This window comes from Dyella terrae (assembly GCF_022394535.1).
In the GTDB taxonomy this organism is placed as follows: Bacteria; Pseudomonadota; Gammaproteobacteria; order Xanthomonadales; family Rhodanobacteraceae; genus Dyella.
This window is the reverse complement of the sequence record NZ_CP089414.1, coordinates 423,848-441,737: the sequence shown is the minus strand read 5'-3', so window position 1 is coordinate 441,737 and position 17,890 is coordinate 423,848. Positions and strand designations below refer to the sequence as shown.

9 protein-coding genes and 1 pseudogene are annotated in these 17,890 nt (G+C 63.0%); 2 read left to right on the top strand and 8 right to left on the bottom strand.

The window, feature by feature from the left end:
* Positions 1 to 119 precede the first annotated feature (119 nt).
* On the top strand, positions 120 to 1,286 hold the full coding sequence (locus tag DYST_RS01725) for a XylR family transcriptional regulator (RefSeq protein WP_102304742.1): 1,167 nt from the start codon (positions 120 to 122) through the stop codon (positions 1,284 to 1,286).
* 314 nt (positions 1,287 to 1,600) lie between these two features.
* Here DYST_RS01725 and DYST_RS01720 read toward each other — a convergent pair.
* The 5 genes and pseudogenes from DYST_RS01720 to DYST_RS01700 form a co-directional block, all read right to left on the bottom strand.
* Positions 1,601 to 4,078, bottom strand: a pseudogene (locus DYST_RS01720) (glycoside hydrolase family 3 protein).
* Positions 4,079 to 4,128: 50 nt separating this feature from the next.
* Positions 4,129 to 5,733 (bottom strand): DUF5597 domain-containing protein, encoded by a 1,605-nt coding sequence (locus tag DYST_RS01715; protein ID WP_428993950.1) that lies wholly within the window; start codon positions 5,731 to 5,733, stop codon positions 4,129 to 4,131.
* Positions 5,734 to 5,741: 8 nt separating this feature from the next.
* On the bottom strand, positions 5,742 to 7,598 hold the full coding sequence (locus tag DYST_RS01710) for a sialate O-acetylesterase (RefSeq protein ID WP_239952042.1): 1,857 nt from the start codon (positions 7,596 to 7,598) through the stop codon (positions 5,742 to 5,744).
* Between the two features lie 80 nt (positions 7,599 to 7,678).
* On the bottom strand, positions 7,679 to 9,922 hold the full coding sequence (locus tag DYST_RS01705) for a WD40/YVTN/BNR-like repeat-containing protein (protein ID WP_239949570.1): 2,244 nt from the start codon (positions 9,920 to 9,922) through the stop codon (positions 7,679 to 7,681).
* A gap of 23 nt (positions 9,923 to 9,945) precedes the next feature.
* Complete coding sequence (locus DYST_RS01700) at positions 9,946 to 12,933, bottom strand: TonB-dependent receptor (protein WP_343214850.1); 2,988 nt, start codon at positions 12,931 to 12,933, stop codon at positions 9,946 to 9,948.
* Between the two features lie 282 nt (positions 12,934 to 13,215).
* Between DYST_RS01700 and DYST_RS01695 the strand changes: the two genes are divergently transcribed.
* Positions 13,216 to 14,862: an alpha-L-fucosidase gene (locus tag DYST_RS01695; protein ID WP_239949568.1), complete on the top strand. Its 1,647-nt coding sequence runs from the start codon at positions 13,216 to 13,218 to the stop codon at positions 14,860 to 14,862.
* 15 nt (positions 14,863 to 14,877) lie between these two features.
* Here the strand turns inward: DYST_RS01695 and DYST_RS01690 are convergent, their stop codons facing one another.
* The 3 genes from DYST_RS01690 to DYST_RS01680 all read right to left on the bottom strand — a co-directional run bounded on the left by DYST_RS01690 (position 14,878) and on the right by DYST_RS01680 (position 17,556).
* The gene (locus DYST_RS01690; protein ID WP_239949566.1) at positions 14,878 to 16,497 is read right to left on the bottom strand and encodes a family 43 glycosylhydrolase; all 1,620 of its coding nucleotides are present in this window, start codon (positions 16,495 to 16,497) and stop codon (positions 14,878 to 14,880) included.
* Between the two features lie 121 nt (positions 16,498 to 16,618).
* Positions 16,619 to 16,798: a hypothetical protein gene (locus DYST_RS01685; protein WP_239949564.1), complete on the bottom strand. Its 180-nt coding sequence runs from the start codon at positions 16,796 to 16,798 to the stop codon at positions 16,619 to 16,621.
* Between the two features lie 275 nt (positions 16,799 to 17,073).
* Complete coding sequence (locus tag DYST_RS01680; RefSeq protein ID WP_275666912.1) at positions 17,074 to 17,556, bottom strand: paraquat-inducible protein A; 483 nt, start codon at positions 17,554 to 17,556, stop codon at positions 17,074 to 17,076.
* Between the last annotated feature and the right edge of the window lie 334 nt (positions 17,557 to 17,890).

Below are 17,890 nucleotides of genomic sequence, written 5' to 3'. Positions count from 1 at the left end.
CGAAATCCGCCAACGTGGCAGGTTTTTTTCCCTGTCGCGTTGCGTCATGCCCGGTGCCGCGAGAGCTGGTAGCGTCGGCTTTCCTGGGCTCTTTTCATTACGGCCCGAATAGCCAGACCATGTCTCCACACCGCATCGCCCTGCTCTTCAATGCGAACAAGGTTTATGACCGGCAGATCATTGCGGGCATCGGCCAGTATTTGAAATCCACGCGCGTGGAGTGGGACCTCTTCATGGAAGAGGACTTCCGCAGCCGCACCCTTGGCATTCACCACTGGCGCGGCGACGGCATCATCGCGGACTTCGACGACCCCGTTGTGGCCGAAACCCTGGCCGACATACCCATTCCCGTGGTGGCCGTGGGCGGCTCCTATGCGGACGTGAGCCAATACCCACCGATAACGCCCTACGTGGCGACCGACAACGTCAAGTTGGTGCGGCTGGCGTATGACCACCTGATTGAACAGGGCCTGCAACGTTTCGCCTTCTATGGGCTGCCGCCCAATCCAGGCAACCGTTGGGCGCAGGAGCGCGAATCCGCCTTCCTGCGAATGATCGAGGCAGATCGGCTCGAGGGCCTGGTATACCGCGGCTCGCCGACCAGTGCGGGTGGCTGGGGCCGCGCACAGGAAGACATGGCTGCGTGGGTGAAGTCATTACCCAAGCCCATTGGCATCATCGCAGTGACGGACGCGCGTGCGCGTCAGCTGCTGCAGGCCTGCGTGGTGGCGGATGTACCGGTGCCCGAGCAGATCGCCGTGGCGGGCATCGACAACGACCCCTTGGCGCAGCTCCTGAGCCGTATCCCGCTGACCTCGGTGACCCAGGGCGCGGAGGAAATGGGCCGCATGGCCGCGCAGGTGCTGCATCAGATGCTGCATGGTGGCGTGTCTGCGGGTACGCGCATCCTGGTACCGCCGGCTGGCCTCAACATCCAGGCCAGCAGCCTGCACAAGCCGATGAAGAGCCCGCATGTGATGCGCGCCTGCCACTACATCCGCCAGTACGCGTGTCTGGGCATCAAAACCGAACAGGTCGCCGATTACGTGGGCATCTCGCGCACGCTGCTTGAAGAACACTTCAAGCGTGAGCTGAAGCGCACCGTGCACCAGACCATCCTGGAGCACAAGCTGGAGATGGCGCGCAACATGCTCAAGGACACGTCACGTCCGCTGGCCGACGTAGCCGTGAGCAGCGGCTTCACCTCGCTGCAGTACATGTACGCCGTGTTCCGTCGTGAATTCAATTGCACGCCGCGGCAGTTCATTGAGAACGCGCGCTCTTAGGGCGCCGCCCCTACGATCTTATGGGGACCCCGGAAAAGCGACATGTCTTGCTCGTCATTCCGGCGCAGGCCGGAATCCAGTGACCTCTGTATCCGGTTATCGCGAAAAAAGTCCCGGAATATGGCCAACCATCGCCATCATTGAACGTGGTCGCCACTGGATTCCGGCCCTTGCCCCCTTTTCGGGGTACGCCGGAATGACGGCGAAGAAAATCCGGCGCTCATGCAAGATCATAAACGAGCTCTTGAACACCACCGGGGCACCTTCCGACCCGGTGGCTATTCCAGATGATTACAGGGGCGAAAGCGCAGACATCATGGCTGCTTACCCATCGTGAAGTCCGCGCTCAGCGGCGTCTGGTCGGAAGCATCGCCCACGTAGACGACGAAACGACCCGGATCAACTCGCCAGTCATGCTTGTCGGCGTCGTACCAGGCGAACGCGCGCCGATCCAGCGTCAGGCTGACATGCTACGTCTGCCCGGGCGCCAGCCGTACTTTGCGAAACGCCTTGAGTTCCTTCTGCGGGCGCGCCACGCGTGCCGACGGGTCGCCCACGTACACCTGTGCCACCTCGGCACCCTCGCGCGCGCCCGTGTTGCGCACGTCGAACGACACCGTGACATCACCATTCGCCGCCACGGCGGAGAGCGCGAGCTTGCTGAAGGCGAAGCTCGTGTACGACAAGCCATGACCGAACGCGAACAACGGCTGCGCGTCGCGCGGGTGGCTGGTGTACCAGCGATAGCCGAGGAACACACCTTCGCCGTAGCGCACCGTGGGGTGGCCGTCGGCAGCAGGATGCGCGTCGTAGAAATCGTGGGTCGGATTGTCCTGCCAGTGATGCTCGAAACTGATCGGCAGCTTGCCTTCCGGTGAGCGATCACCGAATAGCACTTCGGCAATCGCCTGCCCGCCCTCCTGGCCCGGGTACCAGTTCTGCAGCAGCGCCGGCACGTGGTCGAGCCAACCGTCGGTGGCATAACCGCCGCCGGAGGTCACGGTGACGACGGTGTGCTTGTTGACGGCGGCGACGGCCTCGATCAGCGCCTCCTGCCCCCAAGGCAACTGGAAGCTGCGATCAAAGGCCTCGCTTTCGGAGGTGCCATCGAAACCCACCGCGACCACGGCGGCATCGGCCATGGCAGCCATCTTGCGGGTTTCCTCGGGGATCATCGCATCCACGGCGATGGCGCCCAGGCTCATGCGGCTGTAGCTCACGTCGGGGCGATAGTCGAGGCGGATGTCCACAGCCTTGCCCGCCGTCATCGGCAACACGACGTAGTGCGGCGCCTGGCCTTCAAACACCGGCTGCTGGATCACTGGCTTGCCGTCGACGTACAGCGTGTAGCTATCCTTGCTTGCCGCGGCAGTGAGGAACAGAAACTTGCCACTGCGATCAGGCACGAAGCGACCGGACCAGCGAATGCTCTGGCGCTCCGCCGCGGGCGTGGTCCACAGCTCTGGCTTCCACTGGTCCACCTTGGTGTTGACCATGCGCTCGACCGGCTTGCCGGTAAAGTCCGCGTTGCCGAAGGTTTCGCGAAGCAGGCCGGTCTTGCCATCCGTGGTCACGAATACTTCTTTCGCGAACACGTCTGCCGTACTGGGCAGGCCACGGCTGTAGAGCACGTTCACCTTATCGCCCACGCGGTCGCTGATGCCCGAGAGAATGCTTTGCGTGCGAAATGCATCGATGTGCGAGCTACCGCCGGCACTGGCCGCGCCCGGATACGCCATCGGTCCGATCACCGCGACCGATGTCATGTGCGAGGCATCCAGCGGCAAGGTCTGCGAGGCGTTCTTTAGCAGCACCAGCGATTCGCGCGCGGCATCGAGTGCGGCATGTGCCGACGCGGGATCCATCAGGGGAATGGCATAGTCGCGCAACGGACGATCAAGGAAGCCGAAACGCACAGCGGTGCGCAACAGGCGGCGCGTTTTGTCGTCGAGATCGGCGGTGGACAGGGAGCCATCGCGCAGTCCGCTCTCGATCAGCGCCGGCTTCATCGCATCCGGCGTCGGCATCTCAAGATCGAGCCCGGCCTTGAATGCTTTCACGCCATCGTGCGCGGCTTCCCAGTCGGACATGTACAGGCCGTTGAAACCCCATTCCTGTTTGAGGATGTCGTGAGCGATGCGGCGGTTCTCCGCCAGATACTCGCCATTGACCAGGTTGTAGCTGCTCATCACCGCGCCGACATGGCCTTCCTTCACGGCCATCTCGAAGGCTGGCAGGTAGATCTCACGCAGCGTGCGTTCGTCGATCAGGCTATCTAGGTGCCGGCGGTCGTACTCGGAATTGTTGGCGGCGAAATGCTTGACGGTGGCGACCACGCCCTGCCCCTGCACACCTTGGATCAGGCCCACGGCGATCTTGCCGGCGAGTAGCGGATCTTCGCCGTAGTACTCCATGTTGCGGCCGTTCTGCGGCGCGCGATACATGTTGACGCCAGGGCCCAGTAGGAAACTCACGCCGCGAGCACGCGCATCGCGGCCCATGGCCGTACCCACACGCTCGGCCAGTGCTGGATCCCAGCTCGCCGCCAGGGCAATGCCCGCGGCGTAGGCGGTGGAAGGTCCGGGTGCGCGCACGCCGATCGGGCCATCGGACATGGCCAGGCGCGGCAGGCCAATAGCCGGCACGTCACGGGTATAAAAGTTATCGACGCCACCGAGCAAGACAACTTTCTGTTCGACAGTGAGCTTGCCGAGCAGGCTCTCGACGCGCTGTTCCACAGCGGCGGTATCGGCGGCGGGCACGGCATCGCCGCAGGTTGCAGCAGTGGACATCCCCAGCGCACATAGCGCCAGGGCAAGCATGGTCTTGCGCATGAACATCCTCAGTAGGTAGCCAGCCTGACGCGCAGTACCTGCGGCACGCTGGTGAAATTCAGGCCGTAATCGGTCTGGTCGCCGTTCCACAGCCGTTTAAAGATCCACTTGCCATTCTCGTAGTGGCCTTCCTCGACGCGGTCGAGCAGGAAGCGGCCGTCCTTGCCTCGCCGTCCCGGTTGAAAGCTCACGCGCACGTTGTGCCCGGTGACGAGGTATTCGTTGTCGCCAAGCTGCGCCACGATGGCGCCGCCATCGGTATCGGCATTGCCCTTGGGAGGATCCACGCCGAACTGCAGTTGCCCGTAACCGAGCTGAACTTTCCAGTCACCGAGGTCGAGCGTCTGCGCGTGCGTATCCGTGGGTTCCGCCGCGCCCCACAACTTGCCGGCCAGTCCAGCCGCGGCGATCTCGCTGCCCATCGGCGCCAGCGCGCTGTAGTTGACGCCAAACGCGTCCACCGCGGCTTCATCGAGTTGGCGCACGCCCAGCGGGTAATTGCTGTACTTGGTGAAATCCATGCCGAACGGCGAGAACCCGATGCCGCCATGACCAAGCGTCGCGTAGACATAGCGCGCATAGGCGTGGGCATTACCGGTTTCAGCCACGAACAGCGGATTGTCCTTGCGCGCGTAACGGTCGAGCACAGCGATGTAGCGCGTGTAGTCGGGCAGGTAGATGTCGGGCGCCAGCAGATCGAGCGACGGCGCGCCAGCCTTCCAGATATCCAACACGTTGTCGGTGGGGCCGCCCGTCTCGTAGCTACCGGGCTCCCCGGGATGGAAGGGGTCGCGCAACGCAGCATTGGCGTACATCGGCAGGTTGTAGGCTGCCTTGCCTGCCGTGGCGACCTGGTCGATAAAGCGCGCGATCGACCACGCGTGGAAAAACTCCGCCGCGTCCTTGCCAAACACCTGGCTCCAGTTGCCGGCCGGCTTGCCGACGGCATGCAGCAACGCGTCGGGAACAGCGCCAGCAAACAGCTTGTTGGCCTCAGGCGAATGGTCACGGTCGGTGTTGTAGGTGCCCGACTCGTTTTCTACCTGCACCATGATCACGGTGTGCTTGTCGCCGTCGGCAGCACGCAGGTGCGTCATCAATTGCACGAACGCCTTGCGATCCGCCTCCATGGTGGCGGTGGCATGCGGCGAAAGTGAATTGAGCAGCTTGCCCGAGCGCGACACCAAACGCGGAAAGCGCTGGTTGTCCAGCTTCACCCACGACGGCGCATAGCTGGGCCCGTTGTTCTTCCATGTGGCGAACCACACGAGCACCAAGCGCACATGGTGGTCGCGCGCTTGCGTGAGTAGCGTATCGAGGAAACTGAAATCGAACTGCCCTTCCTTCGGCTCAATCTGCTCCCAGGCGATCGGCACGCCCACTGTATTGGCGTGCATGCGTTCAATCGCCGGCCAGACCTCCGGCAGCATGTCGGGCCATGCGCTGGAGTTGTTCACCTGCGCGCCGAGTATCAGATACGGCTTGCCATCCACCATGAGCGCGTGATGGCCATCCTGCTGGACGATGCGCGTCAATTCGCCGGCCTGTGCACCCAAGGTCATCAGGGCGGCGGACAACACCAAGGCGATACGGCGTAAGAGCGTCGCGCGCATAAGGGGCCTCACGGTGATGGCGTGGTGCGGAACGGTGATGCGGGCAAACCGTCGCCATTGATCAGGTTGGCGTCGACGGGGTTATCGCTCCAGCCATAGCGCACAGCGGCTGGATGCGATACTGCTGCACTGGACACCACGACGTTCCCGCCATCGATGCGTGCCTGCGCAGATTGGTAGCGGCCATCAGCACCGGCAACCTCGAAGCCGCCCACGGTATCGCCGCCACCACGCACGGCGAGCGGTGCGCCATCGGTATTGAACGACACCACCGCCTTCGCACCGTCGACATGCCATTGGCGATACACGGGGCCGGAGGCCACGATGTTGTCGCCCAGCACCACGCGGCGCGCGGCAAGCGCAAGTCGGTGTCCCACGTCTTGCTTATCGGTGGGATGAATGTCGTCGGGGTTGCCGACATCGATGGTGACGGCCTGGCCGGTGTGCGGCAACGAAAGCACCGCGGACTGTGATTCACGCAGTTCCGCCCACGGGCTTTGGTCTGGCGTGTCGCTACCGCTTTTGAAGTTCGCCAGCTGTACCCAGAAGAACGGCAGCTCCGGCTGCTTCCACGCCATGCGCCATGCCTGGATCATCGCACCGAACTGCTTGCGATACGCCATGGCGTGCGGCGCCGATGCGTTGGACTCGCCCTGGTACCACACCACGCCGCGCATGGGATAACCCAGCAGCGGCTGGATCATGCCGTTGTACAGCAGCGTAGGCGTCAGGTGGCGAGTCGGCGTGCCCACCAGGGTCACGTTGGCCGTGTGGAAATGCCAGGTGCCAGCGAGCGGTCGGCGCGCGCCATCTGCCATCTGCACGTACAGTGCGGCAGCATCGCCATGGATGCCGCCGTTGTTGCCAAGATCATCCACACGTACGGCAATGCTGTTGTTGCCGGCATGCAACGCACTGGCCGGCACCTTGTAGACGCGCGGCTTGTTCCACTGCTTCTCGGTTTCGCCAATCAACTGACCGTTGACGTAGCTGCGGTCGGAGTCATCGACGGCGCCCAGGCCCAGCGTCACGCCCTGCGCCGCTTCCGCCGCGCTCAACGTGAACTCGGTGCGATACCAGGCCACGCCATCCATGTCGTCGTAGCCCACGGTTTCCCAGTAGGCGGGCACGGCAATGTCCGCCCAGGCCGATGTGTCGAGCTTTTCCGCAGCCCATGCTGGCTTGCCGGCCGCATCCAGTACATCACCCTGCTGCGCGGGCCAACGCGCCAGGCGCTGACGGGTCTGGTCGAGCTTGGCTTCTTCGGCAGCATCGTCCTTCTTGATCGCGTCAGCCAGCGCCTGCACGTCCACGTTGCCCGTGTGCGCGTCGGTCCACGCTTCCACGCTGCTGCCGCTCCAACTGCTATTGATCAGCCCTTGCGGTACGCCGGTGCGCGCCTTCATGTCACGCGCGAAGAACCAGCAGACGGCGGAGAACGCGCTCACCGTAGAAGGACTGGCAGCCACCCAGGTGCCACCTTCCAGGCGATCCTGCGGCTGCAGCGACCAGGTGTGCGGAATCTTGAAATGGCGGATGGCCGGATCGTTCGCCTTCGCCTGCTCGGCGGCGGCATCGCGCACGTCGGCCATGGTGAACTCCATGTTCGACTGTCCGGAACACAGCCAGACATCACCCACCAGCATGTCGCGCAACACGCGATGCTCGCTGCCGTCGTCGATGTCCATCGCGTACGGGCCGCCCGCAGCGTGCTTGGGAAGCGTTGCATCCCAGCGCCCCTTGGCATCCGCCTTCGCCGTGGCATGGGCGCCATCGAAGCCTACGGTGACTTGGGCGCCGGGCGTGGACCATCCCCATACATGCATGGGCATGTCGCGCTGGAGTACGGCGCCTTGCGAAAACATCAGTGGCAGCTCGAGCTTTGCCTGAGCCGCCACGGGAAGCGACAGGAGTAGCGCCAGTGAGGCACCAACATGAATGTGTTTCAAGGGGTGGACTCCACCGGTTCGCCATAGATCAGGCCGCGCCCACTGGTCGCGGCATAGAAACGTCCAAACACGCGCGGATCACCACTAAGCAGGCCGATGTGCCCGTAACGATGCGCGTCGTCGTCGACACGCTGCCAACGCTGGCCACCGTCGATGGAGCGGAAAATGCCCTGCTGCCCATCGCGCCGCCCTGCGACGAACAAGGTAGGTTCGCCGCCGCCACTGGCTGGCTTGCCGAAGCCGAATGCATCGACACCCGTGATGCCGGGTAGGCGCTGCAGCAGATGCCCCTGCGCGTCGCCACGCAGCAAGGGCAAGTCGGGTGCGGCAAGCCACAGCATGCCGGCCTTGGCAGGCGATGCTTCCAGTTGCACCTCGCCATGGCCACGCGCGGCATCGCCAAATTCACCCGGGATCGGCGCAAACGTCGCGCCGTTGTCGTTGCTGGCGAACAAGGCACCGGTATGCGGCGAGAAGGCGTAAAACCGCCGCGCATCGATCCGGTCGGCAAGCACGCGCAGGCGTTCGCCCAGTCCTTGTGCCACCTGCCAGTGCTGGCCACGATCACGCGTGAGATAGACGTGTCGCGCATTGCTCGGCGCCCACACGACAGCAACGCCATCCGCGGCCACGGCAATACTTCCCGCGCCCTCGCCTTCTGGCGGTTCGCCAGCGAAGGCCTGCCAATGCTCGCCGCCATCCTCGGACCACGCAGCACGCACGGCGGACCCAAAGGGCTGACGCAGGCGTCCGCTACGTACGATCAGTAAGGGGCGTTGTTCGGCGTAGTCAATGCTCTCGCCATTCGCATAACGCGGTGGTGGCGTGAACTGGAGTGGTGCCACGTTGAGATCGTCGTGGCGGAAACCGTCCAGATCGCCCACGGCGCTGAGCAAGTGCGCGCCCTGGGGAGGACTGATCACACTCAGTGGCACCACTTCTTCCAGGCCACGATCCTGGAACCACCAGTGCACGGTGCCGCCCTTGTCGAACCCGCGCATGTCCCGCGAGGCCCAGACGCCATAGCCGGTAACGAACATCACGTGATCAGCGTCGAAGGGATCGATCGCTACCGTGGTCATCCAATGCGGCGTAAGCGCGCTGGTCCAAAGCGCCGCGGTGTGATCGAACGACGAGTGCGCGAAAATCTCGCTCCAGTCTTTGCCCCCGTCGGTGCTGCGGAAAAGCACGTCATGCGGTTCATAGCGATGATGCGTGCTCGCGATCAGCACCTTAGGGTTGGATGGGTCCACCGCGACGTCGCCCCAGCCGAATCCTGATGGCGTGCTCTTGCTCGATACCGGCGTGATGTCCGTCCAGTGATTGCCCGCGGGCTGCCAGCGCCACACCGCGCCGTCACTCATGGTGTCCGGGCCGGGTTCATCGCCGTAACTCAGCACATAGCTGCCGTCACTGGCTCGGTGCATGTGGCTGGGTCGCAAGCCCGTGGGCTGCCCCGGAATGGCACTCCAACTGCGGCCGCCATCGGTGGAGCGAAACAAGCTGGTTTCGCGCGTCGAGACGCCGGCATACAACACCGGCGTAGGTGCACCGGGCTTGCCACTGGCAGGCTCGAACACCACGAACACGATGCCGATGGATTGCGGGCGCCAGCTGTTCGTCGCGGTCGCAGCGGGCGACGTCGCGACGGCGGGAAAACTATCGGCCTTCGACCAGTGTGCGCCATGGTCGTCGCTGCGCCAGAGTCCCGCGTCACGCGAACCAAGGAACAGTACGCGACCATCGTGCGGATCGACAGCAAGGCGCTCACCATTGCCGCGCCCCAGCTCGTTGCCGCCCAGCTTGAACGGTAGATCAGCACGTTCGAAGTGGGCGCCGCGATCGTGCGAGCGCAGGACGGCGGCATTGCCTGTGGTCGGCGTGGTGTAGGTGCCGGCGGCGAGGTAGACCCATTCCTTGTCGGAAGGATCGAGCGCTAGGCTATCGATGCCGAGCAGATTGGTGTCTTTCGCCTCGATCCAGTCGGTGAGCGACACCCACTGCCCGCTGGCCTGATCCCAGCGGTAGGCGCCACCCACGTCGGTACGCGCGTAGTACAGGCCGCGTTCGGCCGGGTGAAATACCAGCCCGCTTACGTAGCCTCCACCACCGATGCGCACGCTGGCGTAGCGATAGGCCAGTTCGTCATCGCTGGCGCGCGTTGCGGTGCAGGCGCACAGCGCCAGCACCGCAAGCAGCGTCTTCCCCAACGACAGCCGGTGAATCCGGCTGCTTGCCATTCCCCCGCTATTCCTCGCCATGATCAGAAGGTGGCGCGGAACACGAGCTCGTAGCGCCGATCGGCGACGAACCAGCCGCGGTTGTACAAGCGGTAATCCACCACGCCGTCGCCATAGCTGGTCGGTCCCATCAGAGTGCGTACGACAGCGTTGTTGAGGTTGTTCATCTGCAGACCGACCTGCATGTTCTTGTTGAGGCGATAGAACACGGAGGCGTCCAACTGGCCGTAGTTGTCGGACCACGTCGGCAGATGCGTGGATGCATCACTGGTGGTCAGCAGATAGCGCGAGCGCCAGTTCCATGCCAGACGTGCCGACCAGTCGCCCTTCTCGTACATGGCCACAAAGTTGTAGCTGCGCTTGGAGATGCCGGTCATCGGCAGATCCACGCCGGTCACGGTGGCGTTGGTGTACGGATTGGTCGCGCTGTTGACGCCACCATCGCTGTCCACGTAAGTGAAGTTGGCCTGTACGCCGAAGCCCCTCATCCAGCCCGGCAGGAAGTCGAAGAACTGGTTGTAGCCTACTTCTGCGCCGCGCACCTTGCCGGTGCCGATGTTGTACGGGCGAGTGACTTCGAACTGCTGACCCTGATAGGTCTCCGGAGCGGTTTCCTGCGCGATGTAGTCGTGGATGTCTTTGTAGAAGGCAGTTGTGTACAGCAGGCCGGTGGGCGAGAAATACCATTCCAGCGCGGTGTCGAACTGGGTGGCGCGCTGCGGCTTGAGGTAGGGGTTGCCGGCCAGGCCGTTCCACTGCGTCACCTGGTTGTTGTTTGCGTTCAGCACATAGCCCAACTGCACGAACGACTGCATATCGGCGAAGTTCGGCCGCGAGATCGCCTTGGATGCTGCGATACGCCACTGCAGATCGTCGGTCAGCTTGAAGCGCAGATTGAGGCTGGGCAGCGCGTCCTGGTAGTGCGTGCGTGCAGTGAGCGGCTGATAGCCACCGTTCCAGATCGCCTTCTCGGCATCGGGCACGCCGGTACCGCTGAGGTTGAGAAGCTGCACCACGCCACTGGTATCCACGTCGGTACGCACCAGACGCAGGCCGATATTGCCGTCGAACGGGATGCCAAGCGCCGTCTCGTTGCCGAAGTACAACACGCCGTAAGCGGCCTTGGTCTTCTCGCCCTGATCATTGAGATCAGCCGGCGTGATCTGCACCGGGCTCCAGCCATATGACACGCCCATCGGATGCAAGATGCCGTAGGCCGAGCCGTAGTTCTCCACCAACGAACTGCCGGGGAAGTACAGCGGGGTCGGAATCTTCACGTTGCCGCGGAAAAAGTTCGAGAACGAGTACAGCGACGCGTTCGCCGGGTAATAGTTGACGCTGGCTACCGTGCTTGGCGTATTCACCGGTGCCCAGCTATCGGTAATCACGCCCCAGTTGTAGGGCGTGCTGGTGTTGTTCTCGCTGCGGTCGGTGGCTCGCAGACCCACCTTGAGGTACTTCAGCCAACTGCTGTCTTCAAAGTCGTATTCCAGATCCATGCGGTAGGCGCGACTCATGCCCACCTCGTCCTCGCGGTGATCCATCGCCGCGGACCAGAAATAGTTCGCGGGATTGGTGGTGTAGCCGGCCGGGCTGGCCGACACCAGCGGCATGCCACCGCTGCCTGTGGTGTTGAGGTACATGCCCGGCAGGTAGGTCGCCTGAAACACCGTGAAATCCAGCTCGTCGCTGGTGGACTTCACGAACTGGACGTCACCGCTCAACAACATATGGTCGTTGATGTTGTACTTGAAGCCGTTCGAAAAGTCGGTGGTGACGGTGGTCTGCGTCTGATAGCGCGTGTCCGTATCAAAACGCACGCCACCGTTGCTCAGGTTATTGCTCCAGGCGTTGGAGCTTAGCGAGCCACGCTGGAACACGCCCTGGCCGTTGTAGTCGAACGTGGTGCCACTAGCCGGATCGATATCGAAGCTGGTGTCACTGAAGATCGCGCCGTGCTCCAGCCAGGACATGTCGTAACGCGAGCGGATGAACTGGGAAGTGATTTCCAGATCCTTGGTCGGACGCCACTGCAAGGCGCCGGAAATGCCGATGCGGCGACGCTGGAAATCCAGCGTGCGCCAATCGGCGCCGCCGGGCACGTAGACCGTGCTCAGGCCGCTGCCGGCGGTCGCTGCTGCATCGGAACGCATGGTGTACGGCTCGAGCTGGATGCCGTCGGTGCGGGTAGCCAGCTCTGAGTAGGAGACATCGATCAACGCGCCGAACTCACCCCAGTTCTCCGTCTTCCAGCGGTTGCTGTAGAGGAACGACGTGGATGGCTTGCTCTTCTGCGACAGGTCGCCTTCGTTGATGCCGTAGGAGAAACCGATCACTTGCCCTGGCGCATCGAATGGCAGGCGAGTACGCAGGTTGACCGTGCCGCCGATGCCGCCCTCGATCAGTTCCGCCGAGGGGTTCTTGTACACGTCCACGCCGGCCATCAGCTCGGCCGGCACGTCCTCGAAGTTCAGCGAGCGGCCGCTGTTAGCGGAAAAGGTGTCACGGCCATTTAGCAGCGACTCCACCTGCGTAAGGCCACGGATGGACACGTTGCTGCCTTCGGCCGAGGGATGATCCGGATCATTGGCCGAGAGAAAGTGGTCGATGGTGACGCCGCTGATGCGCTGCAGAGTCTCGGTAACGCTGCGATCCGGCAGGGCATTGATGTCGACCGCGGTGACCGAGTCCATGATCTGGTCCGCGTTCTGCTTCAGCGATTGCGCCGACTCCAGGCTGGCGCGGATGCCCGTAACGGTGACGCCATCGAGATTCTTGGCGTCCTTGGCTTTGGCGTCTTCTGCTTTTTTCTTGTCTTTCGCATCAGCGGCCTTGGCTTGATCCCCCGCCTGGCTCTGCGTCTGGTCCTGGGTGGTGGCTGCCTGCTGGGCGTGTGCGTTCAGCGGCGCGTAGAGCAGCGCCATGCCAATGGCCACGGCGGCGGAAAGACGCGCCAATGGCAAGGAATGCTGGGCCGTACAGGCGATTTTCCCGTGCACAGTCTGGATCATGGTCAAAAGCTCTCCCCGTCTTGTTATTGGCCATCGGCCGAAACCGCAGGCTGTGTATCCCCAGGCCCCCACGACCCGGTGGTTGCGTCAGGCTGGCTCACCGCCCCTGGCAACTTCACGTCCTGCTTGGTGGTGGCGCATGCTGGATTGCGCCCACGCGCCACACAATTACGAAATTGATGGGCGCGAGTAACGTTTCTTCGTTTGCGGTTGCCACATCGGGCACTGAAAGCGGTACTCCCCTGCTAATTTTCCGTGCCATCGACAGCCACGGAACTGCAGATGAACCGTCGCACCAACCCAGCCCGGCGTTGCCTGGCCGCCTTCATCCTGCTGTGCGCAAGCATGCCGCAAGCATCCTTTGCCTCGGCGCCAACAGCGGGAACCATCACGCCGCAACAGGCCGACCTGATCTGGCGAAAAGCCACAGAAGGCTATGCGCCGGCACGGGCCGCACTGGTGGCCAAGGTGGAGGAAGGTGCCGCGTTGGGGCCGTTTCGGCCCGACTGGGCATCGTTACGAAATTACCGGGAACCGGCATGGTTCGACAACGCCAAATTTGGCATTTTCGTTCACTGGGGCGTCTATGCCGTGCCGGCCTTCGCCAACGAGTGGTATCCACGCAACATGTACGACCGCACCAGCGCCGAATACGCGCACCAGGTGGCCACGTACGGCAGCCTGGCGCACGCGGGCCTGAAGGATTTCATTCCGCAATTTCGTGCTGAACACTGGGATCCGAAGGCCTGGGCCACGCTGTTCAGGCAAGCAGGCGCGCGCTATGTCGTGGGCGTGGCGGAGCACACCGACGGCTTCGCCATGTATGACTCGAAACTCACCCGCTGGACCGCCGTGCAGATGGGGCCCAAGCGTGACGTCATGGCGGCGCTCGGCCGCGCGGTGAAGGACGAAGGTCTGCGCTTCGGGTTGTCCACCCATCGCGCTGAACATACATGGTTCTTCGATCACGGGCGGGAAATCGATTCGGACGTGAATGATCCCGCCTACGCTGACTTTTACGGTCCCGCCCAGCAACACATCTCACTGAACGGCGACCAGGATCTGGCCCAGGACTGGACCTACGTTTCACCGGCCTGGGTCGAGGACTGGATGGCGCGCACGGCGGAACTGGAGGCGTATTACCACCCCGATCTGATCTACCTCGACTGGTGGGTGGGTCATCCATCCTTCCGCAATGCGCTCGCGCAATGGCTTGCGTACTACTACAACGCCGGTGCCGCGCGCGGTGGCGTGGTGGTCAACTACAAGCTCAACGCCCTGCCCGAAGGCAGCGCCACACTGGACGTGGAACGCGGCCAGCTCGGCGCCATCCGCCCGCAGCACTGGCAGACGGACACCAGCATCAGCAACGGCTCATGGGGCTACGTGGAACACGACACGTACCGCCCGGCCGTGGATATCGTGCGTTTGCTCGCGGACGTGGTCAGCAAGAATGGCAACCTGCTGCTGGATGTCGGCCCCAAGCCAGATGGCAGCATCACCCCGCAGGAACAGGCCGTGCTGCACGAGATCGGCGCGTGGTTCGCCGTGAACGGCGCGGCGATCTACGACACTCAACCTTGGCGCGTCTACGGTGAAGGCCCCACCGTACCGCGCTCGGGCTCGTTCACGGAAGACAAGGGGGCGGCAACCTATACCAGCGCCGATTTCCGCTTCACGCAGAAGCCGGGCAAGCTTTTCGCTATCGAAATGGCTTGGCCCGAGAGCGGCGTGGCGGTCATCAAGAACATCGCGCCAAGTGATCGCGTGCGATCGGTGCGCCTGCTTGGCACTTCCCGCCCGGTACGCTGGCAGCAGACGCCGCAGGGGCTGGCCATCGGACCTGTGCAGCAACCCGATGGCATGGCGGTCCCGGTGTACGAGATCGACCTCGCCTCAGCGCCTGACGCCACCACCGTCAAGCGCTGAGTCGCTCGTTCACCTTCAAGCGATGGCTTGGTACGTGAAATCCCGCACCACCACACTGCCCTCACCCGCGCTGTAAACGCCAATTTTCAGGCTCAGGAATCCACCAAACACGTTGTGGTGGATTCCCGAAACCTCCATGCGGAGGCCGTGAAGCTGCCAGGTTTTTCCGTTGTCGACCGAGTAGTGATACGTCACAACGTGATCCTGGTTGGTCACGCGTATGCGCAGACTGGATGCCTGCATCGGCACACGCATCCAGGATTGCTCCCCCGCGTACTCGAAGGTCTTCAACACGTGCTCGCGCCGCGAAAGGCCGATGCCGACGAAGGCCTTGGGGTTGTAGAACAGCAGCAGACCGCCTTCAGCGTTACCCACCAGATCGAGAGTGACCTCGGCCACATAACTGCGGTCGCCCGGCTGGCACGTCAGCGGCGAACAATCCACCGGCGAGTTGCCCTTGGCTTCCAGGCGCAGACCGCCCGCTTCGTAGCTCACCCGCTTCATTTCCTCGGGCTTCGGATCGAACAGGCTCCACTGCACGCCAAACTTGCGACGGCTGAAGTCGTCCGACAACGCAAATCCGTTCGGCCCGCTCACGCCGCCTTTCGGCTTCGGTAGCGGCCGGGATAGATCACCGCCCTTAGCCCGAAACCAGCCATCGGCGGTCCACTCGATCGGCTCCAGCAAGGTCTGGCGCCCGAGCGTGCGGAATCCATTTTCGTAGCCGTGATAGACCATCCACCAATCGCCGGCCGGCCCTTCCACCAGCGTCGCGTGCCCGCGTGACCACCATGGCTCGGCGGCGCTGGTCGTGCGCACCAGCGGGTTGCGCGGGCAATGCTCCCATGGGCCATGGATGGAGCGGGAACGCGCCGCGATCACCATATGACTGGTCGGTGGCCCCGCAGTGCCACCGACGGCCGTGACCAGATAAAACCATTCGCCATGTCGCAGCAGCTTGGGACCTTCTGGCGCGAAGTCCTCCACTATCCAGTCGTCGGGATAGCGCCATGGGCTGTAGGCCGGCTCCAGCTTGCCATCCGCGGCGAGGCCATCATCGGTGAGCCGCACGCGGCGGATGCCGTTGACGAACAGGTAGCGCTTGCCGTCCTCGCCCACGACGTGCCCTGGGTCGATGCACCCATCGATATGCAGGTCGACCGGATCGCTCCACGGCCCTTCGATGTGGTCAGCCCAGATCACATACAACGCCCAGCCGCGGTCGCCAGCGCTGGCCGGGATGTAGATGAAGTAACGCCCGTTGTGCTTGCACAGATCGACCGCGAATACGGTGCCCAACGGTTTGGTCAGCGCCGTAGTGACCGGCGCCCAGTTCACCAGATCGGTGGAATGCCAGATCACCAAGCCCGGGCAGGAATCGAACGACGTAAACGTCATGTAGTAGTCGCTGCCATCCTTGAGGATGGTGGGATCGGGATGATCCCCGGCAACGATCGGATTCACATAGGTGCCGTCACCCAGGTCAGCCATTCGCTGCCCTTCGATACCCGCGCGCTGCTGGGCACCCTTCCGGGCGGCTGGCGGGGCGGCCATGGCCGCCCCCATGGAAAACGGCGCAGTGGCCGCACCTGCCAGCATCAGCTTGATGACGTCTCGACGAGAACCATCCACCATAGAAACTCTCCACCATGCTCAATCCACAATCGCTGGATTGTGCATGGCGCGGGGAAATGATCCGCTTATGAAAGTCGCCGCACGCGATTACTTTTTTTCAACCCGCTAGTGCCGGGCCTGATCAGCGTTGCCATCGAGCAGTGGGTTGCGGACTTTCCGCATACATGGCGCGCGCAAGACCGAAGACAAGCGGGTGATTGAAATCACCGTCGCCCGTCATCGCAGTACCGCGCATCGTGATAACGACGACACTCGTCGTAACGATCGCGCCGTTGATCACGATGGTCGTCGCGACGATCAACCGCGATGCATCCATTGAGCAGGACCATGCAAGTAAGACCAAGCAGGATGAGCTTCTTCATCGTTACTGATTTCCGTGGGTTCTTGGCTGCCACAAGCGGCCATGGGAGGGAGGGGTGCGCATGCAGAAGGCAGCCCTGAAGGCTTCTGCGGCGACGGATTGAGGATGACCGACCCGTTTTAGGATCTGATTAAGCGTTCGACGCAAGGCCACGCGCCTGCGTTCGCTAATGCTCTTTCCGCGACGGAGCTCTCGCGGAAGCTGGCTATTTTTCTCTACGACGGAGTCGACGACGCTTCGGCTGCATCCCAGATAAGCCGTGAGTCAAAACTGTGCGCAGCGAACATGGCCAGGATGACGGACCCACCAAAGAGAAATATGCCCGCACCCGGCTCGATCTCGCCCAGCGCCTGAAACTGCACCAGGCTGCCGAGGATGCCGACGACCAGGACATCGAGCATCGACCAATATCCAATGATCTCCAGAAACCGGTGAAGCCTTGCTCGCTCGAGGCGCGCAAACCCAGTTCGCCACTGCACGGACAACAACAGGCCGGCCAGTGCGATGAACTTGGCACATGGCAAGGCAACGCTGGCGACAAACACGACGAATGCGACGTCATAAGCCCCGTCGCGCCATAGGTCGAGGACGCCGCCGATAATGGTCAGCGGTTGCCCGACCTGCCCGAGAAAATGGATCTTCATCACCGGCAAGAGGTTCGCCGGCACGTAAAGCAGCGCCGCTGCCACCAGCAGCAACCACGCCCTTCCCAGGCTGTGGCGCCGCCTGCGATGAAGACACGTACCACAGCGCGGGCATGCCGCATCGTGCTGATCGCTTGGAAAGGCGAGGACGAGGCCGCACACATCGCATCCAATGACGCCCAACTGGTCGGCTCGTGGCTGCGTATTCACGGCATGGCATCCTTGATGCTGCGGGACAAAGCGACCTGCCGAATGTTGCGCATGGCCACGACACTGCCTCGGCCCATCGCAAGCAAGACGTGCCATGTGCCAAAGCCGAGGGATGTCTCAGCCAAAACGAAAAGCGCCACGACGAGGAGCGAGCGCAGTCTGCGTACAGAACGTGGAT